The sequence below is a fragment of the Spirosoma validum genome, assembly GCF_014699035.1.
In the GTDB taxonomy this organism is placed as follows: domain Bacteria; phylum Bacteroidota; class Bacteroidia; order Cytophagales; family Spirosomataceae; genus Spirosoma; species Spirosoma validum.
Genome location: NZ_JACXAA010000002.1, coordinates 1 through 26,542, shown reverse-complemented (window position 1 = coordinate 26,542; position 26,542 = coordinate 1). Strand labels below are relative to the sequence as shown.

At 48.6% G+C, this 26,542-nt stretch carries 19 protein-coding genes and 1 pseudogene; 13 read left to right on the top strand and 7 right to left on the bottom strand.

The annotated features are described in order from the left end of the window. Nucleotide 1 precedes the first annotated feature (1 nt). On the bottom strand, nucleotides 2–607 hold the full coding sequence (locus IC230_RS04980) for a DUF1684 domain-containing protein (RefSeq protein WP_191037885.1): 606 nt from the start codon (nucleotides 605–607) through the stop codon (nucleotides 2–4). Between the two features lie 153 nt (nucleotides 608–760). Between IC230_RS04980 and IC230_RS04975 the strand changes: the two genes are divergently transcribed. Both IC230_RS04975 and IC230_RS04970 read left to right on the top strand, forming a co-directional pair. Further along, nucleotides 761–1,126, top strand: coding sequence for a phytanoyl-CoA dioxygenase family protein (locus IC230_RS04975; RefSeq protein WP_191037884.1), 366 nt, complete (start codon nucleotides 761–763; stop codon nucleotides 1,124–1,126). Nucleotides 1,127–1,138: 12 nt separating this feature from the next. Continuing rightward, nucleotides 1,139–1,540, top strand: coding sequence for a phytanoyl-CoA dioxygenase family protein (locus IC230_RS04970; protein WP_191038597.1), 402 nt, complete (start codon nucleotides 1,139–1,141; stop codon nucleotides 1,538–1,540). A 321-nt stretch (nucleotides 1,541–1,861) separates the two neighbouring features. Here the strand turns inward: IC230_RS04970 and IC230_RS04965 are convergent, their stop codons facing one another. The 3 genes from IC230_RS04965 to IC230_RS04955 form a co-directional block, all read right to left on the bottom strand. After that, nucleotides 1,862–2,053: a hypothetical protein gene (locus IC230_RS04965; protein WP_191037883.1), complete on the bottom strand. Its 192-nt coding sequence runs from the start codon at nucleotides 2,051–2,053 to the stop codon at nucleotides 1,862–1,864. Next, nucleotides 2,043–2,342: a hypothetical protein gene (locus IC230_RS04960; protein WP_191037882.1), complete on the bottom strand. Its 300-nt coding sequence runs from the start codon at nucleotides 2,340–2,342 to the stop codon at nucleotides 2,043–2,045. The genes IC230_RS04965 and IC230_RS04960 overlap by 11 nt, the downstream gene beginning before the upstream one ends. Before the next feature lie 578 nt (nucleotides 2,343–2,920). Then, on the bottom strand, nucleotides 2,921–5,401 hold the full coding sequence (locus IC230_RS04955) for a ribonucleoside-diphosphate reductase subunit alpha (RefSeq protein WP_191037881.1): 2,481 nt from the start codon (nucleotides 5,399–5,401) through the stop codon (nucleotides 2,921–2,923). Nucleotides 5,402–5,886: 485 nt separating this feature from the next. Here IC230_RS04955 and IC230_RS04950 point away from each other — a divergent pair, with 485 nt between their 5' ends. The 9 genes from IC230_RS04950 to IC230_RS04910 all read left to right on the top strand — a co-directional run bounded on the left by IC230_RS04950 (nucleotide 5,887) and on the right by IC230_RS04910 (nucleotide 20,542). After that, on the top strand, nucleotides 5,887–6,129 hold the full coding sequence (locus IC230_RS04950) for a type B 50S ribosomal protein L31 (protein ID WP_176566371.1): 243 nt from the start codon (nucleotides 5,887–5,889) through the stop codon (nucleotides 6,127–6,129). Between the two features lie 697 nt (nucleotides 6,130–6,826). Continuing rightward, on the top strand, nucleotides 6,827–7,516 hold the full coding sequence (locus tag IC230_RS04945) for a response regulator (RefSeq protein ID WP_191037880.1): 690 nt from the start codon (nucleotides 6,827–6,829) through the stop codon (nucleotides 7,514–7,516). A 98-nt stretch (nucleotides 7,517–7,614) separates the two neighbouring features. Beyond that, nucleotides 7,615–8,982, top strand: coding sequence for a sensor histidine kinase (locus IC230_RS04940; protein ID WP_191037879.1), 1,368 nt, complete (start codon nucleotides 7,615–7,617; stop codon nucleotides 8,980–8,982). A gap of 238 nt (nucleotides 8,983–9,220) precedes the next feature. Next, a complete protein-coding gene (locus IC230_RS04935) occupies nucleotides 9,221–10,087 on the top strand; it encodes an alpha/beta fold hydrolase (protein WP_191037878.1) in 867 nt (288 codons plus the stop codon). 62 nt (nucleotides 10,088–10,149) lie between these two features. Next, nucleotides 10,150–13,770 carry a S8 family serine peptidase gene (locus IC230_RS04930; RefSeq protein ID WP_191037877.1) on the top strand — a complete coding sequence of 1,207 codons (3,621 nt, stop codon included), beginning with the start codon at nucleotides 10,150–10,152 and terminating at the stop codon, nucleotides 13,768–13,770. Nucleotides 13,771–13,936: 166 nt separating this feature from the next. Continuing rightward, nucleotides 13,937–14,773 carry a ThuA domain-containing protein gene (locus IC230_RS04925; RefSeq protein WP_191037876.1) on the top strand — a complete coding sequence of 279 codons (837 nt, stop codon included), beginning with the start codon at nucleotides 13,937–13,939 and terminating at the stop codon, nucleotides 14,771–14,773. A 104-nt stretch (nucleotides 14,774–14,877) separates the two neighbouring features. Beyond that, nucleotides 14,878–16,146 carry a TolC family protein gene (locus IC230_RS04920; RefSeq protein ID WP_191037875.1) on the top strand — a complete coding sequence of 423 codons (1,269 nt, stop codon included), beginning with the start codon at nucleotides 14,878–14,880 and terminating at the stop codon, nucleotides 16,144–16,146. Between the two features lie 89 nt (nucleotides 16,147–16,235). Then, on the top strand, nucleotides 16,236–17,315 hold the full coding sequence (locus tag IC230_RS04915; protein ID WP_191037874.1) for an efflux RND transporter periplasmic adaptor subunit: 1,080 nt from the start codon (nucleotides 16,236–16,238) through the stop codon (nucleotides 17,313–17,315). Nucleotides 17,316–17,416: 101 nt separating this feature from the next. Further along, nucleotides 17,417–20,542, top strand: coding sequence for an efflux RND transporter permease subunit (locus tag IC230_RS04910; protein ID WP_191037873.1), 3,126 nt, complete (start codon nucleotides 17,417–17,419; stop codon nucleotides 20,540–20,542). A gap of 3 nt (nucleotides 20,543–20,545) precedes the next feature. Here IC230_RS04910 and IC230_RS04905 read toward each other — a convergent pair. Continuing rightward, a pseudogene (locus IC230_RS04905) lies at nucleotides 20,546–21,805 on the bottom strand (Na+/H+ antiporter). Nucleotides 21,806–22,043: 238 nt separating this feature from the next. Between IC230_RS04905 and IC230_RS04900 the strand changes: the two are divergent. Next, on the top strand, nucleotides 22,044–22,607 hold the full coding sequence (locus IC230_RS04900) for a hypothetical protein (RefSeq protein WP_191037872.1): 564 nt from the start codon (nucleotides 22,044–22,046) through the stop codon (nucleotides 22,605–22,607). A gap of 80 nt (nucleotides 22,608–22,687) precedes the next feature. Here IC230_RS04900 and IC230_RS04895 read toward each other — a convergent pair whose 3' ends face one another. Together IC230_RS04895 and IC230_RS04890 are read right to left on the bottom strand one after the other, a co-directional pair. Next, nucleotides 22,688–24,013, bottom strand: coding sequence for an OmpA family protein (locus IC230_RS04895; RefSeq protein ID WP_191037871.1), 1,326 nt, complete (start codon nucleotides 24,011–24,013; stop codon nucleotides 22,688–22,690). A 202-nt stretch (nucleotides 24,014–24,215) separates the two neighbouring features. Next, nucleotides 24,216–24,827 (bottom strand): hypothetical protein, encoded by a 612-nt coding sequence (locus tag IC230_RS04890; protein WP_191037870.1) that lies wholly within the window; start codon nucleotides 24,825–24,827, stop codon nucleotides 24,216–24,218. Between the two features lie 254 nt (nucleotides 24,828–25,081). On the opposite strand from IC230_RS04890, the gene IC230_RS04885 reads away from it, so the two are divergent. After that, nucleotides 25,082–26,335 carry an MFS transporter gene (locus tag IC230_RS04885; protein ID WP_191037869.1) on the top strand — a complete coding sequence of 418 codons (1,254 nt, stop codon included), beginning with the start codon at nucleotides 25,082–25,084 and terminating at the stop codon, nucleotides 26,333–26,335. The last annotated feature ends 207 nt before the right edge of the window (nucleotides 26,336–26,542 follow it).

Below are 26,542 nucleotides of genomic sequence, written 5' to 3'. Positions count from 1 at the left end.
TTTAATGCTCTTTCCCATACGCTTTCTCACCTGCTTCAACAGCTATAGACAGTATGTTATTTTTAGGCGGAATCGGGCAAGGATAACCTTCCTGATACGCGCAGTATGGGTTGTAGGCTTTATTGAAATCCAGCGCTACGTGTCCATCTTTAACATCGCCCGTGCGAAGGTCCATGTAACGCCCTCCGCCGTAGGTTTCTTTTGCTGACGTAGCATCTTTGAACGGAAGAAACAGATAATCGCGGTATTCAGGCATCCGAATGACGTTGAGATTTCGATAGAGCGTTAACCGCTGTTTCTTACCCTTGAGCACGAACGACAGAATTGCGTATGATACGTGCGTTCTCGTTTTCCCATTATATGTTGGCATTTCAAACGGCTCGGCTTTAGGCGTCAGTTCTACCGTAGCTGTTATGCGATACGTAGAATCCGGCGCATAAAATTTCACATAAGCCAAATCTTCCTCTGCCTGAATCGGCCCTCCCACGGATTTCAACAAATCCTTTTTGTATTTCTCCCTGTGTTGAGCAAGCTGTTCAGCAAAGGGCATCTGGGCAAAAGTGGTCGTAGTGAGCAGGTGCGTAAGCAGAAGGAATAAAAAGCGCATATGGATTAAGTGGGATAACTATACCTCCGCTAGTAATATCAGTTATTATCAAAAGTACAAAAGCTAGATGCAACAAACCACACAGGCCAGCTCAGTCGATTTTTCTAATCAGATGCGTTTAAGGAAACGAGTAAAATGGTCTACTTTCGCTTCATGAACGTTCACCAACAAAAGCTTGAACAAGCCAGAATAGAATTAGCCGAAAATGGCTTCACCATATTGACTAATGTTTTCGATAATGACATTCTTCAACTGTTCGCTCATGCAATTGAACATGCGTCAGCCACGAATGCCAGCTTTCGACGCACTAATGATCTGTTCGCTATTCGTAACCTGTTGCAAGAAGTACCAACCTTGTCCCCGCTCCTCTGGCAAGCATATTTTAACAAGTTACTCAATACGTTGATTGACTACGGTACTGATTGTGTCAAGGGTATTTATTTTGATAAGTCCGCCCAATCGAACTGGGTCGTACCCTATCATCAGGATTTGCAGATTTCAGTAGATCACCGAGAATAGGTAGCTCGCTGGATCAACTGGAACCAACGGCATGGTCAATGGTCGGTTCAGCCGTCGCGCTATTACTTGAATTACCTCTATACGGTACGTATTCATCTGGATGACTGCGACGAAACAAACGGAGCCCTGAAGGTTGTTCCCGGCTCTCATCGGTTAGGCATCCTATCAGATGCTGCGATGCAAGATTTAGACAAACAGTCAGCTATTGTCTGTACGGTCCCAAGGGGTAGTATTTTAGTCATGCGTCCGTTGCTGGTGCATGCTTCCGGCAAAAGCACCAGTAACACCAACCGACGCGTAATTCATCTAGAGCTAACCGACCGCCGTTTACCCAAAGGCCTCCAATGGCGCGAATTCTCCCGTAGACAGAGTAAACTGGAGTTAGCCAATACGTTCATTGAAAGTTATCATTGAAAATGTTAACCATTTTAAATAGAGTGTCGACGGGCAAAAAAGGCTATACGGTCCAATTTAGGTGGGTTATTTAGGTCGTAATTATAGGCAACACTATTTAAATGCGCGGCAGCAAGTAACCGATCAACCATCGTTTTCGGCTGATTACATGTATAATAACGTTCTGTTTCCTCATGTGTTCCTGAATGAAATAGAAGTACGATCTAAGCGAAAGTCCATTCTTACAGATTTCTTCAATCAAAAATAGGTACAATTATTAAACACAACGACCTGTAGCTCTTGACAATGTAGCTACAGGTCGTTGTGTTTTCTTATTCCTTTCTATAAAGAAGTGTGCTTTTTCTGTTCTTTAATAGCGATTTCTTCGGCCAACGCGTCTTTCAACTGCCTAACCTGATGACGCAAAGTTGCTGTCTTCGCCATTAGCCTATCTGCCTTCGCCAATGCATCCGCAACAGTAGCCTCTCCTTTTTGTGCAGTCTCTTCAACTCTGTCTTGCTTATTACTCGTCATCTTTATCTCGACTTAGAATATCTATCATAAATTTAGCATGAGAAATATCTAATTCCAAGTCGCCTATCTCATGAGACAAGATTTCATGTTCCTTTCTCAATTGTCGGAGCCCTAACTTTAAGTTGTCTAATCTTGGATTATCATATTCATCTATTTGTCGCATCTCCTGTAAGAACTTCCGTATATCGTAAATTGCCAACTCTATTTGTAGTAACTCTCCAACAGTTTCTAATTGTGTATATTCTACGTGGCGCAATAGATTTTGATAGTAAGCTTTATCTTGGTTCATTTTCTGAGTAGAAAATTTCGTATCGCATAACTTTTACGAATTAATAATTTTCTTTAGCTTATCGCATCACGAGTTAAAGTCGCGTTTTAATAAGTGTTAAACGGTATTCCAATTTCTACATTTTTTGAAGTCACTGAGCCTTGAGAATCATAACAGTAAATTACATTAACCTCATCGCGCTCTAAAAAAGTAGATTTAGAATAAACTTCCAGTTTTAGATAGTATTTACCTGAATCGTATTCACTTTTAATTTCCACTATAACATTCAAATCGTATTCACAATAACTACCATCATTTTCATAAATAATTAACCTACTTCCTTTTAAGTCAATCTTAGCTATGTTAATTGATTTTTTGAACTGATATAAAATATATCGTAGTGTTTCTTCTAAATTAGACTTTATGTAAGCTTTTTTGCGGAAATACGATTCATTGAAAGAGTTGTTCGCTAAATTGGTATTTAATGAATATAGGAAAATTAATAATTTTAAAAACAACATATTATCTCATTTTATCTATTTTAATATGAATCATAAGTTCGAAGACCGATTAATCGGTCTTCGAACTTATGATTCATATTAACTCCCACACATCTCACAACCTTCTGGATCGTCCAGCGAGCAGGTCATGGCAGCATACTGCTGTTCGAGGTCCGTTACCATCGGTACGGGTTGTGGGGTTGTGTTCTGTGCGTGTTCTTTCGCGTACTGCACGTAGTCGAGGGGTTTTTCGACGGTTACCGTTTCGGCCATTACTGGTTCCAGCTGGGGTTCGGCTTGTGGCTGTACCACAGTGAACTTCACGGCATCGGCAGCGGCTTTCGTGCGGAGGTAGTACATACCCGTTTTCAGGCCTGCTTTCCACGCGTAGAAGTGCATCGATGTTAGCTTGCCGAAGTTCGAATCCTGAATGTGAATGTTCAGCGACTGCGACTGGCAGATGTACGCGCCACGGTCGGCGGCCATATCGATGATGTGCTTTTGCTTAATCTCCCAAACCGTTTTGTACAGATCTTTGATGTTCTGCGGAATATTCGGAATCGCCTGGATCGAGCCATTAGCCAGAATCAGGTTATTCTTCATCGTATCATTCCATAAGCCCAGTTTTACAAGATCTTTAAGCAGGTGCTTATTTACCACCACAAACTCGCCTGATAGTACGCGACGGGTATAGATGTTGCTTGTGTACGGTTCGAAGCACTCATTATTGCCTAGAATCTGCGAGGTCGATGCCGTTGGCATCGGCGCTAGCAGCAACGAGTTCCGAACGCCGTGTTCCACTACGTCCTTCCGCAGGCTTTCCCAATCCCAGCGACCTGATTTTGGTTTCACCCCCCACATATCAAACTGGAACTTACCTTCCGAAATGGGCGAGCCTTTCCAGGTTTCATACGGACCCGATTCTTTAGCCTGCTCCATCGAGGAAGTCATGGCACCAAAGTAAATCGTCTCGAAAATATCTTCGTTCAAACGACGCGCTTCGTCCGACTCAAACGGCATACGTAGCATGATGAACGCATCAGCCAACCCCTGCACACCCAGACCAATTGGCCGGTGACGCATATTGCTCCGACGGGCTTCTTCAACTGGGTAATAGTTGATGTCGATGATCTTGTTGAGGTTGCGCGTAGCCGTTTTCGTTACGTCATACAACTTCTGGTGATCGAACCGCATAATACCATCTGTACCACGTGTGATGAATTTCGGCAACGCAATCGACGCAAGGTTACAAACGGCGACTTCGTCAGGAGCCGTGTATTCGATGATTTCGGTGCAAAGGTTCGACGACTTGATTGTACCGAGGTTCTTCTGGTTCGACTTCTTGTTCGCTGCATCTTTATACAGCATATAGGGCGTACCGGTTTCCGTTTGCGATTCCAGAATTTTGAACCACAATTCCTGCGCTTTAATCGTCCGGCGGGCGCGGCCTTCACGCTCATAACGGGTATACAACGCTTCAAATTCATCGCCGTAGCAATCGGCCAGACCTGGGCACTCGTGCGGGCAGAACAATGACCAAACGTCGTCATCTTCCACGCGCTTCATGAACAGATCGGGTGTCCAGAGTGCATAGAATAGATCACGAGCGCGGCCTTCTTCTTTACCGGAGTTCTTTTTCAGATCCAGGAAATCAAAGATATCGGCATGCCAGGGTTCCAGATAAATAGCAAATGAACCTTTGCGCTTACCACCACCCTGGTCAACGTAACGAGCTGTATCGTTGAAGACACGTAGCATCGGCACAATCCCGTTCGACGTACCGTTCGTGCCTTTAATATATGTTCCCGTTGCCCGAACATTGTGAATGCTCAGCCCAATACCACCCGCCGACTGCGAAATCTTGGCGGTTTGCTTCAACGTATCGTAAATGCCTTCGATGGAGTCATCTTTCATCGTCAGCAGGAAACAGCTCGACATTTGTGGCTTCGGCGTTCCGGCATTGAATAACGTTGGCGTTGCATGGGTGAACCACTTTTCCGAAAGCAGATTATAGGTTTCAATAGCCGCATCGACGTCCTCCATGTGAATACCGACGGCTACGCGCATCAGCATGTGTTGTGGGCGCTCCGCAATACGTCCATCCAGCTTCAATAAATACGATTTTTCGAGGGTTTTATACCCGAAATAATCATAGCCGTAATCCCGATCATAGATAATTGTAGAATCCAGCAGAGCTGCATGCTGCCGTACTACGTCATACACCTCTTTCGAAATCAGCGACGCATTTTCACCGGTTTTCGGATCTTCGTAATGATACAATTTCTTGATCGTACCTGAGAACGATTTGTTTGTCTCTTTGTGCAGGTTCGAGATGGCAATCCGGGCCGCCAGAATCGCGTAATCCGGATGTTTGGTGGTCATCGACGCAGCTGTTTCAGCCGCTAAATTGTCGAGTTCGGTCGTTTTAACCCCGTCGTATAGACCACTGACGACTTTAACGGCGACCTCTACGGGTTGCACATAAGCTGGATCGAGGCCATAACATAGCTTTTCAATTCGAGCTGTGATTTTGTCGAATTTGACAGACTCCCGGCGGCCATCACGTTTGATTACGTACATGAGTTTTGGGCTGGTGATTATATATGAAAAATGATTAATTCAGATGGAATTAGCCTTAAAGTTGTGTCGATTTTGACGCAAAAACAACCCGAATAGTTCGGTGTTTTTTGCCAATCCTTGAAACATTCAACTCTACCAGGCAGGTTATGAAATTGTTAAGTCGTCAGCCTTAGCGGGTTAACAATACCCCATTGGAGAAGTAGTCTAAGAAATTAAAAAAAGAGATTTTATTAATCGGGAGCGGGGTAAAACCTCGCCAGGTACCGCTTCATTGAGGAAACGGAATGGTCTGGAAAAGTAGGAATAAAGTCAGACAGACACAAGCGTTTATTACCTGATTATTAGGCAACGGCATTGTTTTTTTTATTTACAAGGAGAGTCCGAAAAGAACCCGAAAAAAGGTTGGTCAATCTCCAAAAAGGCTGTACCTTTGTAGTCCTTTTCGGTCGGAAACCGAGAAGATGACCAGAAAAAGACATTAAATCATGAAAAAGGGCATTCACCCAGACTACCGCGACGTAGTATTTCACGACCTGTCGAGCGACTATAAATTTCTGACGCGCTCAACAGTTCAGACCAAAGACACCATCGAGTTCGAAGGCCAGACCTACCCACTCGTTAAGATTGAAGTTAGCTCGCAATCGCACCCGTTCTACACAGGCAAGAACGTACTGCTCGATACAGCCGGCCGCGTGGACAAGTTCCGCAAGCGTTACGGTACGAAGTAAGCTTCGTTAACAATCACAAAAAACACCCCGCTACGATCGTCGTAGCGGGGTGTTTTTTGTTTTAGCCAGTAACGAAATCTGCTTAAAATTCGTCATTCTGATTCAACGGATGGTTATTGTCAATTTCGCATTTTGGCATGGGCAATAACAGATTCAAACTGGCATTTGTTACTCCAATAATTCCTTCGACAACGTAGAGCGGATCAAAGCTCGAATTGATGGAACCTCCCCTCCCGACTATGGATACGTGGCTGATAGTCTGGGGCCGATAGATTCACGCCAACGTCGACGCCCGGAATACGGCCCTGAAGCACCTGTGCTACGTTGGTAGCCTGCCAGTCGAGCAGTTTATCGCCTTTGATGGCGTTATTTTGTTACTATACGCAGTGAAATTCATCTATAACTAATACTTAATAAGTACTAAAGCACGATTAGTTTAGTGTATTTTACAATGGCGTTTTTGTCATGCTGACGAAGGAAGCATCTTCGGGTGATGCTTGTTATGCTGTTAGCGAAGATGCTTCCTTCGTCAGCATGACAAAAAATAGCCTAATGTATTTTCGCTGACTCACTTATATAAACTTCTTTTTCAGACTATTGTGTAACTTTTACACGATCCACGAACTAGGCGTGCATACAGGGCAGCCGTAATGAATTACACCGGTAAGACGTTCTGGATTTACTCAACCGATACCACATGAAGAAAATCTTAATCATCGAAGATGACCGACGTATCGCCCAGAATATCAGCCGTGGCCTTCAGCAAGAGGGATATGCAACCGAAGTCGTGTATGAAGGCTTGAATGGACGGCAAATGGCGCTACAACCGGGTGTCGATTTGCTGATCCTAGATATCAATCTGCCCGGTTTAAGCGGATTTGAAGTTTGCCGCAGTGTTCGGGCAGAAAAGCCGCAATTACCGATTATCATGCTTACAGCCCTAGGCGAGATCGAAGACAAAGTCGAAGGCCTTTCTCTCGGCGCTGACGACTATCTGGTCAAACCGTTCGATTTTCGGGAACTGGTCGCGCGGGTGGCTACCTGCTTCCGCCGTGCGGTTCATACAACCGATCGGCCACTGGCTGAAGAAGTCTGGCAACTCGCTAATCTGACCGTTAACGTAACAACAAAAGAAGTCAGGCGAGGTAACGTACCAATTGATTTAACCGCCCGCGAGTTTGCTTTATTGGAATACCTGATGCGCAACCGGGGGCGAGTACTTGCCAAAATGGACATAGCCGAAACGGTCTGGAACCTGAATTTCGATCCGGGAACGAACGTAGTGGAAGTCTATGTCAACTACCTGCGAAAAAAAATAGACCGTGATTTTGAGCCAAAGTTGATTCACACCCGCCCTGGTATGGGGTATGTCCTAAAAGAGGAGTAATTAGCAGAGGGCCTGGGGCTCGGAGCAGCGGGTAAACAAGTACATCTCTTGGCCCACTGCCCCGAGCCCCAGGCCCTCTGCTCTAATCCCCTACGCTCATGACTATTCGTAACCGCATTGCTCTTCAGTTTTCGCTGATTGTCGCTTCCATCCTGATTGTTTTTTCGATCCTGATCTACTTCGTATCGGCAACGTATCGGCGGGAGGAGTTTTATGACCGATTGAAAAACAAGGCACGTACTACGGTTCGCTTTCTGATCGAGGTTAAAGAAGTAGACCGGGAGTTACTCAAAATCATCGACCGCAACACGCTCACGGCCCTCATTGATGAGAAAGTTCTGATCTTCGACGCCAGGAATCGGCTGATCTACTCCAGCGTTGACGACCAGGTTATTCACTACCAGACCGCTTTGCTGGATGAGGTTCGGCAACAGAAAGATGTGGAAACTTTCAGCGGATCCAATGAGCTGATCGGACTGCTTTACCAGCAGAATGGGCAGGATTTAGTGGTGCTGGCATCAGCTTACGATAAGTTCGGGAAAAGTAAATTAGACAACCTTCGGCTAACCCTGGGCTGGGGCCTACTGGCGGGGTTGAGTATTACCATTGGTCTGGGTATTTTCTTTGCCGGTCAGTCACTACGCCCAATCAGTCAGATCAATCAGCAGGTATCCACGATTACAGCCCGTAATCTTCAACAACGCCTGGATGAAGGCAATCGTCAGGACGAAATTGCGCGACTGGCGATGAATTTCAATGACGTATTGCAGCGACTGCAACAAGCGTTTGAGCAACAGCGCAGCTTTGTTTCGCACGCATCGCACGAACTCCGAACCCCCTTGGCCGCCCTAAAGTCAGAGATTCAACTGGGCCTTCGTCGGCCCCTGACCGTTACTGAACACAGTGAAATACTGGCAAATTTGATGGTTGATACCGATCGTCTTATTAACCTGACTAACAGTTTGTTGCTACTTGCTCGTACCATGGAAACAAGCCATCAGGTTTCCTTCCAGCCGATACGTATCGACGATGTTATTTTTGTCGCGAAAGACGAACTGACGGGGGCGAAACCTACGTATCGGGTCGAAGTCGATTACACCAATATTCCTGATACTGAGACCGAAACGGTTGTGAAAGGCAATGAAGATTTACTAAAACAAGTCTTACTGAATCTGTTCGATAATGCCTGCAAGTATTCTTCCGATCACACGGCACAGGTACGTATCAGCACCAATGAACGACACTGCCAGATTACGATTCAGGACCGGGGTATCGGGATGTCTGATGACGACGTTCGACGGATTTTCGAGCCCTTTTACCGAGCCCAGAACGCCCTAGGTTTCGAGGGTTTTGGCATTGGCCTATCCATTTCTGCCAAACTCATCGAGCTCCATCAGGGTACGCTTACTGTCGACAGTAAGCTAGGCGAGGGCAGTACGTTCATTATTTCGCTGCCACATGTGTAAACCACTTAGGTAATACCCACATCCAACGGAGAAGTCGCTTTCCAGAAATACCCTCCTTCAATAAGCTAATTTTCTGACGCTACAGTTGCTTCGTTTTACCGTATCCCAATAGATACCTTCCTCTAACTTAATGACTTATTGGAACTCATCTGGCTGATTGAAATTGATCCTGGAAGCCTATAAGGTTCATTGTATGAAATAAGCTATCTTCCTGAAACGAACGGTCAAGAACTCAATCATGAATCTATCAAAAAAAACAGTCCTTTCGCTGATTGCGTCTTTGCTGATGCTATCGTCTTTTGCCCAATCGACACTACCCGTTACGTCGACTGGTACCACGATGTACGGAAACAATACAAAAGTTGGGAAATACGCCGACATCAGGGGTTTCAAAATGTATTATGAGGTCTATGGGGCGGGTAAACCGATGCTCATCATTCACGGTAATGGCGGTTCCATCAAGGACTTCAAACACCAGATTCCGTATTTCGCCAAAAACTACAAAGTGATCCTGGCTGATAGCCGAGCGCAGGGAAAATCAACCGATACCAGTGACTCGCTCACGTATGAAATGATGGCCGACGACCTGAATGCGTTGCTGAATGGCCTTCGCGTGGATTCCTGCTACGTTATTGGCTGGAGCGACGGCGGCATCGATGGGTTGTTGCTGGCGATGCGACATCCCGAAAAAGTAAAGAAACTGGCCATTACGGGGGCCAACCTATGGCCTGATACAACAGCCGTTGCGCCAGACCTTTTTCAATGGATTGTCTCCACCAGTGATAGTCTGGCTAAGGTTCCGCCACTACCAGCCGTGAAAGCGCAGAAGAAGCTACTCAATCTGATGATCTTCAATCCTCACATCTCAACGATGGATTTGAAAAAGGTAAAGTGTCCTACGCTGGTCATTGGGGGGGATAATGACGTGATTCTACCGAAGCATACACTGACCATTGCTGAAGCCATTCCGCAGTCGTATCTGTGGATTTTACCCAACTCCGGGCACTCGACCCTCATCCGTTACAAAGACGCGTTCAATCAGGTAGTCGGAGATTTTTTCAAAACACCCTACCGAAAGGTAAAAGGCATGGCACAACTCGACTAAGTTTGCCTGGCTTAATGGATAGCGAAACCCTACCTACGTAAGCGTTCATTTACTACCAATTCGTGATTCAACGAAACTTGGGCGCTACGTCTATCTTTACGCAAAACCCTCTTTTAACCATGACGGATCTGTACGCTTTTCTTTCGGTTTCAACTCGATTTACGTTACTAGTTACATGCCTGCTCATAAGCATTTTATCGTTCAACAGCCAGGCTCAGAACAAATCCAGCCAAACCATTTCCGGACAGTATATTATCGTATACAAACCAAACGCAAGCGTTAAGGCCATCCAGTCTTATCAACAGCGCCAGCAACTGATGCGGGAAGTAGCCACAGCTACCTTACTACGTAACAGACTATCAGACAGGCAAGTGCTTCAGGTGTACGATACGGCTCTACAAGGCTTCTCAGTAGGTGGTCTGACGGGAGCCGAAGTCGACCAGCTTCGCCAGGATGACCAGATAGCTTATATCGTACCTGATCGACCCGTTTTTCTTTCTGAACAAAGCACTCCTCAGCTTCGTCCATTGGCGGGCACTTGTTATGGTCCTTCGGTTACAATCAACGGCGTGACCAATTACGCAATTGGCCTGGCTAGCTTCGGATCGACGGCTACGGCATCCGGCGAGGTGATCCTGGTGAATGATGGTACGGCCCCTGTAACCGATGGTTGTGGCAATATCCAGAATAACATTGCAGGCAAGATTGCACTGATCGACCGGGGCATCTGCGATTATAGTTCAAAAGCCTATGCGGCACAGTTGGCTGGTGCCATAGGGGTTATCATTGTGAACAACGTTGCTGGAACTGCGCCCGGTATGGCCGCCGGTACCAGTGCGAATCTGGTGACCATCCCGGTCATGTCGATTAGTTTAAGTGACGGAAACGCCCTGAAAACGCGGTTAACCAATGGTACCGTAACGGCTATTCTTGAACAGGCAGTTGACCCTAATTCGCAATGCAAGCCCTGGGGGGTTACCCGAGTTGGGGGTGGGTTGTCGGGCGTAGGTAAGCGGGCATGGATTATTGATTCGGGCATTGACCTCACGCATCCCGACCTGAACGTAAACACAACTCTCTCTACTTATTTTATTGGTAACAGTCCGGCCGACGGTAACGGCCACGGTACGCACGTAGCGGGTACGATAGCAGCCAAAGACAACGGAATTGGCGTGATTGGGGTAGCAGCGGGGGCCGAGGTCGTAGCTGTGCGAGTTTTTTCGGACCAGGGTTCGACCACAAATTCTATCGTATTGGCCGGGGTGAACTACGTAGCAGCCCACGCTGCCAGTGGCGATGTGGTCAACATGAGCCTGGGCGGTGATCCAAGTCAGGCCGATGAAGACGCGGCTGCCAACCTGTCAGCGGTATGTAGAGTTGTTGTTGCGGCCGGCAATGAGGCAAAGAATGCGAACTTCGTTAGCCCCGCCCGGATCAATGGCCCTAACATCTTTACCGTATCGGCCATGGACATTAACGATAAACTGGCCAGCTTTTCCAACTTCGGCAACGGCCCCATCGATTACAGTGCTCCCGGCGTCAATGTGGCTTCCTGCTGGCTGAACGGAGGGTATTCTTATCTGAGTGGCACCTCAATGGCGGCTCCTCACGTAGCGGGTTTATTGCTATTGGGGACTATTTGTGCAACATCGAGAGTCACGGGTGACCCGGATGGCAACCCCGACCTCATTGCAACGCTGTATAATCCCGCCAATGACGTCGATAACGATCATGATGGCGTCACCGTCTGTGGTGGCGACTGTAACGACAACGATCCAGCTATTCATCCGGGAGCGGTCGAAATTTGCGACAATAAAGACAACAACTGCGACGGACAAATTGATGAAAGCGATGTTTGCTGCTCGGCTGGTAATACGAGGTTATATGTCAATGCCAGCGCTACGGGTGTCAACAACGGCTTTTCCTGGCAAAATGCCTTTACGTCACTACAAGCGGCCCTTGCGTCGGCTAATCGCTGTAGCCAGATTACCCAAATCTGGGTAGCAAAAGGTACGTATTATCCAACTGCTGACGAACTGGGTAATGCCTCACCCCTGGACATACGCACCAAGTCGTTTAGTCTGAAGAATAACCTGGCCATCTATGGTGGATTTGCCGGCAATGAAGCGCCGGGTTATGACGTATCGCAACGAAATTTTGGCACCAATCTCACCACGCTCAGTGGCGATATTCAGCAGGATAATGTTGCTACAAATAACGTCTACAATGTCGTTTTAAACGTGCCCCCCTCCGGTACGTCTATCACCAGCACGGCCGTTCTGGACGGATTCACGATTCAGAACGGGTACGCCAATTTTATCACAGGTACTGATCTTTCGTTTCCGCGTAGTTTCGGTGGCGGCATGTTCAATTATAGTTCAGGCCCTACGATCAGGAATTGTTCGTTTGAGAAAAATGGGGCTTATTACGGGGGTGGCATGGAGAATCAGTCGTCGAATCCTACCCTACTGAACTGTTCGTTTGTGGGTAATAACGCTACTATACTTATTGCCGGAGCTGGTGTAGACAATGATTTTTCATCCCCTACGTTGACAAACTGCTCTTTTCAGGGAAACACCGGCAGCTATGGGGGTGGGGTGGCTAATTTCAACGGATCAAGCCCTACGTTGACAAACAGTTCGTTTTCCGGCAATCGCGCCACAACAGCGGGTGGTAGCCTCTACAATTCGAATGGTTCGGCGCCTGCCATAAAAAATACTATTCTATGGGGCAACAGCACGGAGGTAATTAACGCGCCAGCATCCGCCACACTAGCCGCCAGCAACCCGACGATTACGTATAGCATCGTTCAGGGTGGCTGGTCTGGCGCAGGGGCAAATAACCTGAACGTCGATCCAAAATTTGTCAGCCAGCCAGCCGTTAGCCAAACAACCCCCGGAGACCTGAGACTCACCGCCTGCTCCCCGGCCATCAACGCTGGCGACCCCACTACCACATCCGCAACGGTCGGCATCACCGACCTGGCTGGTGCTCCCCGGTTTGTCAACAATGGACGTATCGATATTGGCGCCTATGAATTTCAGGGGGTTACCATTGCAGCCACGCCTAGCCTGACCATCAGCCAGGGAACCAGCACAACGCTGACCGCTTCAGGCGCTACGTCGTTTATCTGGTCAACGGGAGTCAGTACAGCTAGTATTGTAGCCGCCCCCACGAGTACCACCGCCTACTCGGTTACCGGTACGACGGGGGGGTGTTCGAGCGTTGCCAGCGTAACGGTCACCGTTATCCCCGTACCTGATCTTATCCCGCTTATTTACTTCCGACCCACGACACTCTATGGCACCAATGATGTCACGGTGGTGGTCGACGTAGTGGAAATCCTGGGAACAGCCACCAGTGGGCTCATCACTGTCCGGCTTACCAAAGATTCCCGGATGACTCTGAGCTACCCTCCAACAGCCACATCCGTTAACAACCGATCGGTGCAAAACAGTAGCTGGACCTTTGAGAGTAACTCTAACCCCAACTATTATATTTTCACCTCCACTACACCCGTCTCGGCTGGCGACAAGCTTTCCTTTGGCCTGACGGGGGTGCTCACGGCGGGTTCTTCTACAGGCATCGTTACGTTAAGTTCTGTGATTTTAGGAACTAGTGGCGGTGAGGTTCGGGTCAACAACAACGTCGACGCCGACAAGATCGACTATTTCCAGCAGTAAAATAAACCTGGTCGGACCGCTGTGAGTAGCCTGTACCATAAGTAGGAGTTTACTAAGTATGCATTTTATCTTACCAGCGAAAGGTACACCGGCAAAGCGGTATGGCCGTTAACGATAACTCGTAGATAATAAAGCGCCGGGTTCATACCCGGCGCAAATGGTAGGCATGTCTCTTTTTAAGTCAAAACCAGGTCAACTTCTCACGTTCTGTCTACTTTGCCTGGCATTCAGCCTCAAAGCCCAGACTCCCCACATCAACGTGATTGCCTTCTATACGGCAAAAAACGATAAGGCGCACATCAGCTTTGTTCAGGAGGCAAATCGATGGTTTCCGAAGATGGCCGCTACGTATCATTTTACCTACGATACGACATCCAACTGGAACAACCTGAACACTACGTTTCTGTCGAAGTATCAGGTCGTACTTTTTTTAGACACCCGCCCCGAAGCGCCTGCTCAACGGGAAGCATTCCGGAACTACATGGAAACCGGTGGCGCCTGGATGGGCTTTCACTTTGCGGCTTTTGCACTCACACCCTCGGCTTACCCGCAAAACTGGGACTGGTATCATAATGAATTCCTCGGCTCAGGTCAATACAAGAGCAACACGTGGCGACCGACATCCGCCATGTTGCGGGTAGAAGATCGTAAGCATCCAGCAACAAAACAGTTACCCCAAATCGTCAAATCGTCGCCGAACGAATGGTATCGCTGGGAAAAGGACTTACGGACCAACCCGAACATCGACATTCTTCTGTCCATAGACTCAACCAGCTTTCCACTCGGTACGGGTCCGAAACCCCACGAGATCTGGCATAGCGGTTATTATCCGGTCGTCTGGACCAATAAGAAGTACAAAATGCTGTACCTCAACATGGGCCACAACGACATTGATTATGAGAACAAAACGAACAGAGAACTATCCTTTACGTTCGATAACGAGACTCAAAATAAGCTCATTATCAATAGTTTGTTGTGGCTAGGGAATGGCAAAAAACCGTAACGCTTCTAATTTTTTTCTAATCTTTTTCTAAGGCTCCCCTAAGTTTACTTTAAGCCTGCTGTAACGTACGTAACGGACATTTGTAGCTGTATACTCTGTTATCCATGCGGCTGATTATTTGTCTGTTCTTTTTCTTTCTGACTACCCACTCTGTTTATGCACAGAATCCTGCTGGTCAGGATTCGCTTCGCTTAACCCTTCGACAGGCCGATAGCCTGTTTGTGAAAAATAACCTGCTCCTGTTAGCGGAACGATTCCGTGTTGATGCGAGCCAGGCGCAGATTTTGCAGGCCAACCTGTATGATAATCCGACGGTTAGTCTGGAGCTGAGCGCCTATAACAATGAGTCCCGACGCGTGCTGGATATTGGTGGTCAGGGACAGAAAATCGTTTCGATTCAGCAATTACTCTACACGGCGGGTAAACGTAATAAACGGATCGCGCTGGCATCGGAAGCGGCCCAACTAACCCAATTTGAATTACTGGATCTACTCCGTGGTCTTCGCTTTGACCTGCGAAGCCGGTTCTATTCCATTTACTTTCAACAACAGACACTGGCACGCTTCGATCAGCAGATTGCTACGCTCCAGACCACCGTTTCGGCCTACGAGATTCAGTATAATCGCAACAACGTATCGCTCCGTGAGCTACTTCGACTGAAAGCACTGCTCTTTCAATTGAGTAATGACCGTACGGCCATTCTGTTTCAGCTGGCCGATGACCAGCGGGCACTACGCACCTTGTTATCCATCGATCAACCGGTTAAACCAATCGTTCGTAATGAGGCCCTGACCCGCTATCACTTACCTGCCCAGTCAGAAGATACGCTTCAGCAGAGGGCGTTACGCAATCGACCCGACCTGAAAGCCACCGAATCCCTCACCAGACAAGCGGAACTGAATTATACGCTTCAGCGCGCGTTAGCCGTGCCCGACCTGCGTGTTGGTGGTACGTACGACCAGGCCGGGAGCTACGTCCAGAATTACGTTGGCTTATCCGTTTCAGCTGACCTTCCCCTGTTCAACCGCAATCAGGGTGCCATTCGGGCGGCTCGAAGTCAAATTAGCTATCAGAGCCAATTGCAGCGGCAAAAAGCCATTCAGGTAAACAACGAAGTCGCTACGTCGCTGCAGAAAGTCCGGGAAGTTGAACAGCGCGTACAGTCGGTCGAGCAGCAGTTTACCGATCAGTTCGATCAGTTGAATCGGGGAGTCGTCACCAGCTTTCAGAAGGGAAATATTTCGTTGCTGGAATTTGTCGATCTCATCGAAGCCTACAACGAAAGTATCAGCCAGCTCAATCGCCTGAAAGCCGACCGTGTTAGCGCCTACGAAGAATTGAATTACTTAATCGGCGAAGACCTGTTCCGATAATACAATTTACGGCCGGATCGCCTTCTCTGGCAAGCAAACTACCTGATTCATTAACACTTACCAAGCTGGCTGATACGTCCGGCACTGCGATGAAAACGAACCTTGTTTTAGTAATTAGTTGCCTTGCTTTACTCTCCTCGTGCGGACCAAAACCGGCGCACGAAGAAGAAAAAGCCTTTATGCTCTCCGATACGATGATGCGTCGGATTCAGCTCGACAGCGTTATGACGCAACCGGTACGTAGCGAGCTAACGCTGGTTGGGAAAGTCGTGGCTGATGAAAACCGGGTCATCAAAGTGTTTCCACTGGTGGGTGGAAACGTCGAAGCCGTCAATGTCGAGCTTGGGGATTACGTCCGAAAAGGGCAAAGTCTGGCGTCTATTCGGTCGGGCGAAGTAGCGGACCTTGAGCGGCAGAGCATTCAGGCACAGTCGGATTTGCTAGTAGCGGAGAAAAACTTACGCGTCGCTCAGGATCTGTTCGAGACTAAACTGACCTCACAGCGTGAAGTGGTGGGCGCTCAGAAAGAAGTTGAAAAAGCCCAGGCCGAAGCGACCCGCATCAAAGAAGTGTTCAAGATTTATGGCATTGGCAAAGCCTCCATGTACACGGTGAAAGCGCCCATTGATGGCTACGTCATCGAGAAAAACGTTAACCGCGACATGCAACTCCGTTCCGACAACGCCGACAATCTGTTCACGATTGGACAAATCAGCGAAGTCTGGGTGCTGGCCAACGTGAACGAAAGCGACATCCGGCGGGTGCGTGTCGGCATGGACGCCAGCATCCAGACGCTCAGCTATCCCGATGAAATCTTCCAGGGTAAAGTCGACAAGATTTATACCGTACTGGACCCGAATACCAAAGCCATGACCGTTCGAATTCGGCTGAACAACCGGGGCATGAAACTCCGTCCGGAAATGCACGCAACCGTTACGTTACGTTACGAAGATGGTGGCCAATTAGCTACGGTTCCAGCCGGTTCCGTCATTTTCGATCGCTCCAAACACTACGTCATGGTGTTCAAAAACCGCTCCGACATCGAGACCCGCGAGGTGGATGTGCTCAAATCGCTGGGCAACGTAGCGTACGTCCGGCAGGGTATCAAACCCGGCGAAAAAGTCATTTCCAAAAATCAACTGCTGGTTTACAACGCACTGAATAATTAAAAAAAGGAGTAAGGGGAAGAAAGGGAGGACAGAGAAACGGAAAAAATACGCCATGAACCTCCCCTTCCTCCCTTTCTTCCTCTCCTCCCTTTCCTCCTTCTATGAACAAGCTCATCCGAACTATTGTCGGCTTTTCGCTCAAGAACCGTTTCTTCGTCTTTTTCATGACGGCGGCCCTGATCATTGCGGGTATTTACAGTTACCTGAACACGCCCCTCGAAGCCTTTCCCGACGTAACGAACACGCAGATCATCGTGGTGACACAATGGAACGGTCGCTCAGCCGAAGAAGTAGAACGCTTCGTTACGGTACCGATCGAAGTAGCCATGAACTCCGTTCAGCGCAAAAGCAACGTGCGTTCGACAACCATGTTTGGCTTATCGGTCCTGAAAATTATTTTCGACGATGATGTGGATGATTTCTTTGCTCGACAACAGGTAAATAACCTCCTGCGCAACGTATCGCTGCCCCATGGTGTCGAACCTGAAATCCAGCCGCCTTACGGACCAACGGGTGAAATTTTCCGCTACACTCTCGAAAGCCCAAAACGTGATAGCCGCGAATTGCTCACGCTACAAAACTGGGTCGTTGACCGCCAACTGCGGGCCGTACCGGGCGTGGCGGACATTGTTGCCTTCGGTGGCCGGGACAAGATTTATGAGTTGCGTGTCAATCCAACGCAACTGACCAAGTACGACATTACGCCCCTGGAAGTGTACCAGGCTGTTACGCGCAGCAACATCAACGTTGGGGGCGACGTGATTGAACGGAACGGACAGGCGTATGTCGTTCGGGGTATTGGCTTACTCACCTCGGTTCAGGATATCGAAAACATTCTGATTGAAGAAGCGGGCGGCAATCCGGTGCTGGTCAGGAACGTAGCGGAAGTGGCAGAATCCAACCTGCCGCGCGTGGGGCAGGTCGGTCTGGACAAAAACGACGACGTAGTCGAAGGCATCATTGTGATGCGAAAAGGCGAAAATCCGAGTGAAATTCTGACGCGGGTTAAAGACAAAATCGAGGAATTGAATACGCGCGTTTTACCATCCGACGTCAAGATGGTTACCTTCTACGACCGCGACAACCTCATCGAATTTTGCACAAAAACCGTACTGCATAACCTGACCGAAGGCATCGTTCTGGTAACGGTCATTGTGTTTCTGTTCATGGCCGACTGGCGGACGACGGTGATTGTGTCCATCATTATTCCGCTGGCGTTGCTGTTCGCGTTTATGTGCCTGAAACTACGTGGCATGTCGGCGAACCTCTTGTCGATGGGTGCCATTGACTTCGGGATTATTATTGACGGAGCCGTGGTGATGGTCGAGGGGATATTCGTGTCGCTGGATCATATGGCGCATAAAAACGGCATGGCAAAGTTCAACCGCATGTCGAAGCTGGGACTAATTCGTAAAACGGGGGGAGAGTTGGGTAAAGCCGTTTTCTTCTCCAAACTGATCATCATTACCGCCCTGCTTCCTATTTTCTCATTCCAGAAAGTGGAGGGCAAGATGTTTTCCCCACTCGCCTGGACGCTCGGTTTTGCCTTGCTGGGCGCGCTTTTATTCACGCTGACGCTGGTCCCTTTGCTATGTTCGATGCTGCTGAAGAAGAACGTTCGGGAGAAGAATAACCCATTGGTCAATTTCTTCAACCGAATTGTGATGACGGGTTTCGGCTGGTGTTACCGGAATCGACGCATTAGTCTGGTTGCATCGATCTGCTTCATGGGCGCTACGTTCTTTTCATCCAGTTTGCTCGGTACGGAGTTTCTACCCCAACTGAACGAAGGCGCTCTGTGGGTGACGGCAGAATTGCCCATGAGCATGTCGTTGCCCGAAAGCGTTGACATGGCCAAAACCATTCGGGCGGATCTAAATACGTTTCCGGAAGTGAAGCAGGTACTGTCGCAGGTCGGTCGCTCCAACGACGGCACTGATCCCAACGGCTTCTATTTCTGCCAGTTCCAGGTCGATTTAAAGCCAAAAGACGAGTGGTCACGCAAGATCAGCACCGAGCAGTTGACCGACGAAATGGACGCCAAACTGAAGAATTACGCGGGTGTGCTCTATAACTACTCTCAGCCCATCATCGACAACGTAGCGGAAGCTGTAGCCGGATACAAGGCCAGTAACGGGATCAAGATTTTTGGGTCGGATGTGTACGAGCTGGAGAAATACGCCAATCAGGCGATGGAGGCCGTTAAAAACGTGGACGGCATCAAGGATTTGGGGATCATCCGCAATGTGGGTCAGCCCGAAGTGAGCGTACTCTTTCACGATCACAAAATGGCGCTTTACGGCGTGTCGACGGCGGATGCACAGGCGGTTATCGAAATGGCCATCGGCGGCAAAACCGCGTCGATCCTCTACGAAGGCGAACGCAAATTCGACATTCGGGTTCGGTTTTTGCCGGAATACCGGAAAAGCGAAGAAGACATCATGCGTCTGATGGTGCCGACGATGAGCGGGGGTAAGATCCCACTTAAGGAAATCGCCACAATCCGGCAGGTTACCGGCCCAGCGTTTATCTACCGCGATCTGAACAAGCGTTTTATTGGCGTGAAGTTTTCGGTACGTGGTCGCGACCTGGGTAGTACGATTGCCGAAGCGCAGCAGCGGGTTCGCGAGAAACTCAGTCCGGCTAAAGGGTATTCCGTCGACTGGGTTGGCGAATTTGAGAATCAGGTTCGTGCGACGGGTCGGTTGGGGCAGGTCGTTCCGATCAGTATTTCCGCTATTTTCGTGATCCTGTTCATTACGTTTGGCAACGCAAAAGATGCCGGACTAGTACTGCTCAATGTACCGTTTGCGCTCATTGGCGGGATTCTGGCACTGCACGTAACGGGCATGAACTTCGGGATTTCGGCGGGAGTGGGCTTCATTGCGCTGTTCGGTATCTGCGTTCAGAACGGGGTTATTCTAATCTCGGTGTTCAACAAAAACCGGCAGGACAAGCTAGCGCTCGACGACGCCATTCGTGAGGGTGTTCAGTCGAGGATTCGCCCCGTCGTAATGACTGCGCTGATGGCCGCCATTGGCTTGTTACCGGCTGCCGTCTCAACCGGTATTGGCTCCGAAACACAAAAGCCACTGGCCATCGTTGTGATTGGTGGACTGATTACGGCCACAGTGCTAACACTGCTGATTTTTCCAATCATTTACCGACTTTTTTACCGTCGGGAAACGAATAAAAAACCGAGAGAACTAGTGATGGCGGACGTGTAAAATTTATCGTCCGGTTATTTTCGAAGGAAGATCAATACGTTGGTCTTCCTTTTTATCTGTGCTAACGTTCAATCGTTTGACCAGCATTGGCAAACTCAGCCCCTGCCCGACTAACGTAATCAAGACCGTAACGACGGCGATAAAAATGATCGTGTCGCGTTGTGGGAAAGCACTTCCATCGGTTAACGTAACGGGCAAGGCCAGTGCTGTCGCCAGTGAAACAATGCCCCGCATACCCGACCAGCTGATAATCAGCGAGCTTTTCCAGTCCAGTTGCGCGTCCTCGAAACGGCTGGATTGAGTTTTCCGAAAGGCCCGGTCAATATTGATTTTTTGCAGAAATACCCGAGCCATCCGGATAATCAGGGCTACGAGGCAAAAGATAAAGCTATAGCCAATCAACAGAATAAGCTGCTGCCGATCAATATTCTCCAGAACATACGGAAACTCAAGACCGATCAGAACAAAGACAAGTCCATTCAGAATAAACACGATAATTTCCCAGATGGCTTTGGATTACGCTTTCGTCCCGTCCGGGAAGAGTTGTTTTGTATATTGGGACGTTACCAGCCCCAACGTAACAACGGCAATCACACCTGATACGTGCACTTCTTCCGCCAGTGCATACGTAACGAAGGGCATCAAGAGCGTGAAGCTGATGGCCACCAGGTTATTTTTCGGAATCCGTCTGAGAATTAACCCCAGCGTTTTACCAATGGCCATGCCGACCAGCATACCGCCGGCAATCAATACGACAAACTGTAGACCCGCTTTCCAGAATACAAACGACGTACCACCCACAGCAGCTACCGAAAGTCGATACGCAATCAGACCGGACGCATCATTGATCAGGCTTTCTCCTTCCAGAATCGTTAGCGTTTTGTGCGACAGCCCCAGGCCTTTAGTAATGCTCATGGCGGTTACAGCATCCGTAGCGGAAAGAATGGCTCCTATCACAAAGGCTAGTGGCCAGGTCATGTCCGGAATCAGAAAATAAGCGGCAACCGCGATTCCTCCAGCTGTCAGAAATACCAGGGCAAAGGCCAGCGAGGAAATCGTGTTCAGGTTCTTCTTGAATTCCTGAAGCGAGATGTTGAAAGCCGCATCGTACAGCATTGGCGGCAGGAAAAGCAAAAAGATAATATCGGGGTCAAGCTCGATTTTAGGCATGCCCGGAATAAACCCCACGGCAATACCCGCTGTGACTAAAAGAATTGGATACGGCAATTTGATCTTATCCGCCACGGCCGATAAGCCGATCATAATGGCTAACAGAAATAAAACAATACTGTAATTTTCCATATAAACCCTGTTGCGACTAACGTACCTTATTTTTTAACGCGTGCAGTCGTGGTAAGTTTCTCCATTCGCCCGTGACCTGTCTGCCACACGCTCAACCGATACGACCGTTTCCTAAAAGGTTGATCCAATACGCTTATTGACAGCGTACATTCTACCTCAGTAACCATAAACTCCTTCGTATCCTTAACCGTTTACAAGTATGAAACCAACTAAGTTTGAAAAGAACAAAGTCAATTTCGATGAATTTACGCCTGATATTTCTACCGAAGAGCTAGCCGGTACTCTGGCAGGACCTGATATGATCCTTGGTCCACCCTGGTTTTTTTCGATCGATACATTGAGCGTGACAAAAACCGTTGGCAAAGGGCGAACGAATCTTACGTTTATCAAGCCGGAAATCGTTCAGGCGGATGCGGCTACACCTTATGCCGGTTTTAATCGACAAAATTCGCCCCAACGTAACCCGCTGATCCAGATGCACTTTGATCCCGCTGCGTATGGCGCAACAGCAGCCTCAACGTATGTCATGGTCTTTTCCATCGAAGCGTTTGGTTCGTCCACCTTCAATCTTCAGGGCTACGCGGGAGCGGGTACTCTCGCGAATACAGGCTCCCGAGTCTTAAACGGAAAGCAGACGGCTTCGCTAACGTTCAAAAACGTCCCCCCTTCCCAGATTATATACGGCTATCTGGAACAAACCGCTGGAGCTGCCTGGAATTATTACAGCACCTCTATCAGGCACCCGCTAATCATCTTACAGTAATGATGTGTAAAAAAGGGACTGTCTAAAAAACAGCGTTGATCAATATCAGGCAGTCCCTTTTCCTGGTGCTACGTATCCCGTTACAATAGCACAAACTCAACCCGCCGATTTTTCTTTCGGTTCTCCTCGTTGTTGTTTGGCGCTACGGGGTCGAGCGGGCCACGACCGACGGCGCTCAACCGATTCCGGCCAATGCCTTTTTTCGATAGGTAATCCACAACGGCCTGGCAACGGTCACGGGCAAGCTGCGTATTCAAATCGAAATCACCCTGATTATCGGTATACCCCCGAATTTCGATCCGCAGCGATGAGTATTGCATCAGAACCGCATAAAGCTGATCGAGTTCGGCATAGGATTCGGTACGTAACACCGGGCTGCTCTGGTCGAAATAAATCTTATTCAGCCGGATACTTTTCCCTCGTTCAATGACGCCGAATGATTTCGTCGTTACGGCCGACGCAGACGCTACGTTCGTTGTGAGCATCGTGGGCTTCACCTGCACCGTAGTTTTTGCGGCAATCAGGTTGGCTGGAAGCGCTTTAGCTTTTAACCTGACGACGACTTCACTCTTTTCCTGATCAATAACTACTGAACGTGTTACGTCTTCATACCCAGCCGCAGTACTGACTAATTGGTACGCTCCCTTGCCGGGAAGAATGGCCCTTGAGAACCCGATTCTTGGAGTAGGTAAGAGCACAACAGGCTTTGTTCCGATAGCGCCGGTCAGGGCGAAACGCCCGCCCAGTACAGCTTCGTTCGTTTGGGCGTCTACCGCACGAACGGTCAGGCTAAACGTAATCTTTTCTAACTCAGCATCAAACTCGTACCGATTACCCGTTGGTGGTACGTCAATCGTCATTTGCCGACTAACGGATGTGTAGCCTGGCGAACTAACCTGGATAGTTACCTGATCGGGTTGGGTAAATCGCCAGGCAAGACGCCCATTTTTCAGATCGATCCGTTCGGATTTACCGGTAACCTGTGACGTAATGACTGCCGTAGCCGGTGATAAGGGTTGCCTGATCGTACCGGCGAATGCTTTGATCATCAAGAGGCTTGGCTTTTTACGAACCAGCTTCATGATGACTTGCTGGGCGATGGCCAGATTAATGATTCGGGTCGTGGCAACGAAATAAGTGGGTGCTGAGGCTTGAATACTTAGGGTTATACCGGGCAATGCGGAAAATGTAAACCCCAGGCTGTCCGCTACAGTTGGAATGCTTTGGCCGGTTCTTTCGTCAATGACCGATACAACTGCTCTGGCTACGGTTGTATCGGTTTCAGCATCAATCAGCCGGACGGCTACGGTTAATGGCTGTGTTCGTGGTGATTGTGCATACGTTTCGTAACCACAGAATAGCCAATGAATAATGAATAAGACTGGTAGCGGTACTAGCCAATTCATTAAATCTTTGGTTGTTTTAGGCACAGTTGGACACATTGGTGAATGGAAAGGGCTCCCAAAAATACAAACTACCCGTTACCATTCATCTGGTCAGTTATTGACCGAGCCCGTCAGGTTGTAATGATCCGCTGACGATTCCGTTCCTATCCAGTTCTTTCAGCTTCACCAATCACCCGATCTCAAACAGCAATGCCGCGCTACGTCAATGCGACGCTGTTGTCGACACAGGGGGATTGATCATGATGTGGGCCCGGTGCGTACCGGGGTCCATGATCCACGGCATGCCGGGCGCTTCGGGTTTGAGCGGAAGACCGGTGCTCTCGGCGGTTGCATAGGGGATGTAAACAACGTAGCGCAGGTAGCCATTTTTCACATCGCCAGTGGCAGGCGTATAATCCTCATCTTTAGCCGTATACGAAAATAGACTCGATGGATGCGCAGGCATTGTTAACTTTTTGTCCTTGACCTCCTGTTCACGCGCAGCCAGAATTTCGGCAGGCTTCTTGCCTTCTTTTTTCAGAATGCGACCCCGCTCCATGAAAGGGTCCAGGTCCTTATGATAGCAGGATACGCTCAGGCCTTTTTGCGCTGGATCGTCGGCCAGACAGACCATTTCATTCGTTCCTTTCCGCAACACGATAAATTCACTCGTTGCCGTATACCCATAGACGGTAGCACCCTCGCGTTTGTCGGCCGGGGCAGCCAACACAGCGGTTTTGATTTGTACCTCAGGCGATGGTATTACAGGCGTTTGAGCCAGGGCAACCGCCCCTACTGCCTGAAAGGCAACGAAAAGAGTAGCGAACGTTTTCATTATCAGCGTAGTCAATTTAGGTCTGTAAGATAAGCAGGAATTAAGAGAGTCAACATACGCTGTGGGTAATGATTAGCTTAGCGCGAACCTAGTAGTCAATCAATAACGTAGCACTAAACGGGCTTTCCTCCGAAGATTTCACGCTCAACCATGTGAAATTATTTCTATTTGATTAAAAAAAAATACCATGTCCATTGATTTTTACATAGATACACTTATATCTTTGCAAACCCTAACTTAGTGCGTTAAGTAACATGCAGAGGAACGTTCGCTGGCTGATTGTTTTCATGCTTTTTATCGCCACTGGCCTGAGCTTTCTGGATCGGCAGGTGCTCTCGATTGCGATCATCAAGATTCAGCAGGAATTCCATATCACGGACGTACAGTATGGCATGATTAACACCAGTTTCCTGATCAGTTACGCCATTATGTTCACGCTCGGCGGCTGGCTGATTGATCGGGTTGGGGGTAAAATTGGGCTGGCCCTTTCCGTCGGCTTGTGGTCGGTTGCCAACAGCCTGCATGCGGTCATGACGACCTTTTCACAATTGCTGACGTTCCGGTTTCTGCTGGGTGTGGGCGAAGGGGGCTGTTTTCCGGGAGCCGCCTGGACAGTCTACCGCTGGTTCGACAAGGAAGAACGGGCACTGGCGAACGGTATAGCCATTGGTGGTTCAGCAATCGGTGCTGTAGTGGCCCCTCCTTTAACCATATGGCTGTCAGCAAACTACGGATGGCGCGGAGGATTTCTCATTCCTGGCTTAATCGGTATTGTCTGGGTAATTCTCTGGCTCTTCATCCCCTGGAAGAAAGAAAACAGCATCGCCGATACGTTAACGGAACCCCTCCCTAAGGAAACTGTTCCGCTGTTAACCTTGCTAAAACAGCGGCCAACCTGGGTGTTTATCATCATCCGATTTCTGCTCGATCCGGTATTTTATTTCATGATGTTCTGGATTCCGAAATACCTGAGTTCGGTTCGGAACGTATCGTTTGAAGAGATCGGTAAACTCTTCTGGATACCGTTTCTGGCGCTGGGGATTGCCAACGTATTGGGAGGCTGGTTCTCAGGCCAGTTGATTGCCCGTAATTATTCGATCAACAAGGCGCGTAAAACCGTAATGGGCATTGCGGCTTTCCTGACACTGGCAGCACCCGCTATCGAATGGGTATCATCCGTTAACGTAGCAGTTGGACTCATGGCGGTATTCATGTTTGCTCACGGTTTCTGGATTACGAATTACATCACCTCCATATCGGACATGTTTGGTCAGAAAGCTACGTCGACGGTGGTTGGTTTATCGGGAACAGCGGGGGCCATATCGGGTCTATTACTCAATCCGCTGATGGGCGTCGTGATTCAAAACTACTCCTATCGACCGCTCTGGATTGCCTCAGGGATACTATACCCGTTAGCCTTTGTGTTACTACTCGTGCTGATTCCTACCATTAAAGTGCTGAACTTAAGAACGATAGCAGAACCAATAAATGAGACCATGGAACGCTGATTTTCACAACAAGAAGCTGTTTAAACTTTCTGTAGTTGAGCCATAATCGGTGTTTTTGTCATCCCGACGCAGGAGGGATCTTCGGGTAAGGGTTATTCCACGGGCTCACCCGAAGATCCCTCCTGCGTCGGGATGAACTGTGTTAAGAAACAATAGGTAAGGCTAATTTTTGATCATATTTTACCCCACTTCGGGCGACGGCAAAAC

Coding starts and splice junctions, on each gene's coding strand:
- IC230_RS04980 (WP_191037885.1), bottom strand. CDS start 607: ATGCGCTTTTTATTCCTTCTGCTTACGCACCTGCTCACTACGACCACT.
- IC230_RS04945 (WP_191037880.1), top strand. CDS start 6,827: ATGAAGAAAATCTTAATCATCGAAGATGACCGACGTATCGCCCAGAAT.
- IC230_RS04925 (WP_191037876.1), top strand. CDS start 13,937: ATGTCTCTTTTTAAGTCAAAACCAGGTCAACTTCTCACGTTCTGTCTA.
- IC230_RS04920 (WP_191037875.1), top strand. CDS start 14,878: ATGCGGCTGATTATTTGTCTGTTCTTTTTCTTTCTGACTACCCACTCT.
- IC230_RS04915 (WP_191037874.1), top strand. CDS start 16,236: ATGAAAACGAACCTTGTTTTAGTAATTAGTTGCCTTGCTTTACTCTCC.
- IC230_RS04950 (WP_176566371.1), top strand. CDS start 5,887: ATGAAAAAGGGCATTCACCCAGACTACCGCGACGTAGTATTTCACGAC.
- IC230_RS04900 (WP_191037872.1), top strand. CDS start 22,044: ATGAAACCAACTAAGTTTGAAAAGAACAAAGTCAATTTCGATGAATTT.
- IC230_RS04965 (WP_191037883.1), bottom strand. CDS start 2,053: ATGACGAGTAATAAGCAAGACAGAGTTGAAGAGACTGCACAAAAAGGA.
- IC230_RS04955 (WP_191037881.1), bottom strand. CDS start 5,401: ATGTACGTAATCAAACGTGATGGCCGCCGGGAGTCTGTCAAATTCGAC.
- IC230_RS04935 (WP_191037878.1), top strand. CDS start 9,221: ATGAATCTATCAAAAAAAACAGTCCTTTCGCTGATTGCGTCTTTGCTG.
- IC230_RS04940 (WP_191037879.1), top strand. CDS start 7,615: ATGACTATTCGTAACCGCATTGCTCTTCAGTTTTCGCTGATTGTCGCT.
- IC230_RS04890 (WP_191037870.1), bottom strand. CDS start 24,827: ATGAAAACGTTCGCTACTCTTTTCGTTGCCTTTCAGGCAGTAGGGGCG.
- IC230_RS04910 (WP_191037873.1), top strand. CDS start 17,417: ATGAACAAGCTCATCCGAACTATTGTCGGCTTTTCGCTCAAGAACCGT.
- IC230_RS04895 (WP_191037871.1), bottom strand. CDS start 24,013: ATGAATTGGCTAGTACCGCTACCAGTCTTATTCATTATTCATTGGCTA.
- IC230_RS04885 (WP_191037869.1), top strand. CDS start 25,082: ATGCAGAGGAACGTTCGCTGGCTGATTGTTTTCATGCTTTTTATCGCC.
- IC230_RS04960 (WP_191037882.1), bottom strand. CDS start 2,342: ATGAACCAAGATAAAGCTTACTATCAAAATCTATTGCGCCACGTAGAA.
- IC230_RS04975 (WP_191037884.1), top strand. CDS start 761: ATGAACGTTCACCAACAAAAGCTTGAACAAGCCAGAATAGAATTAGCC.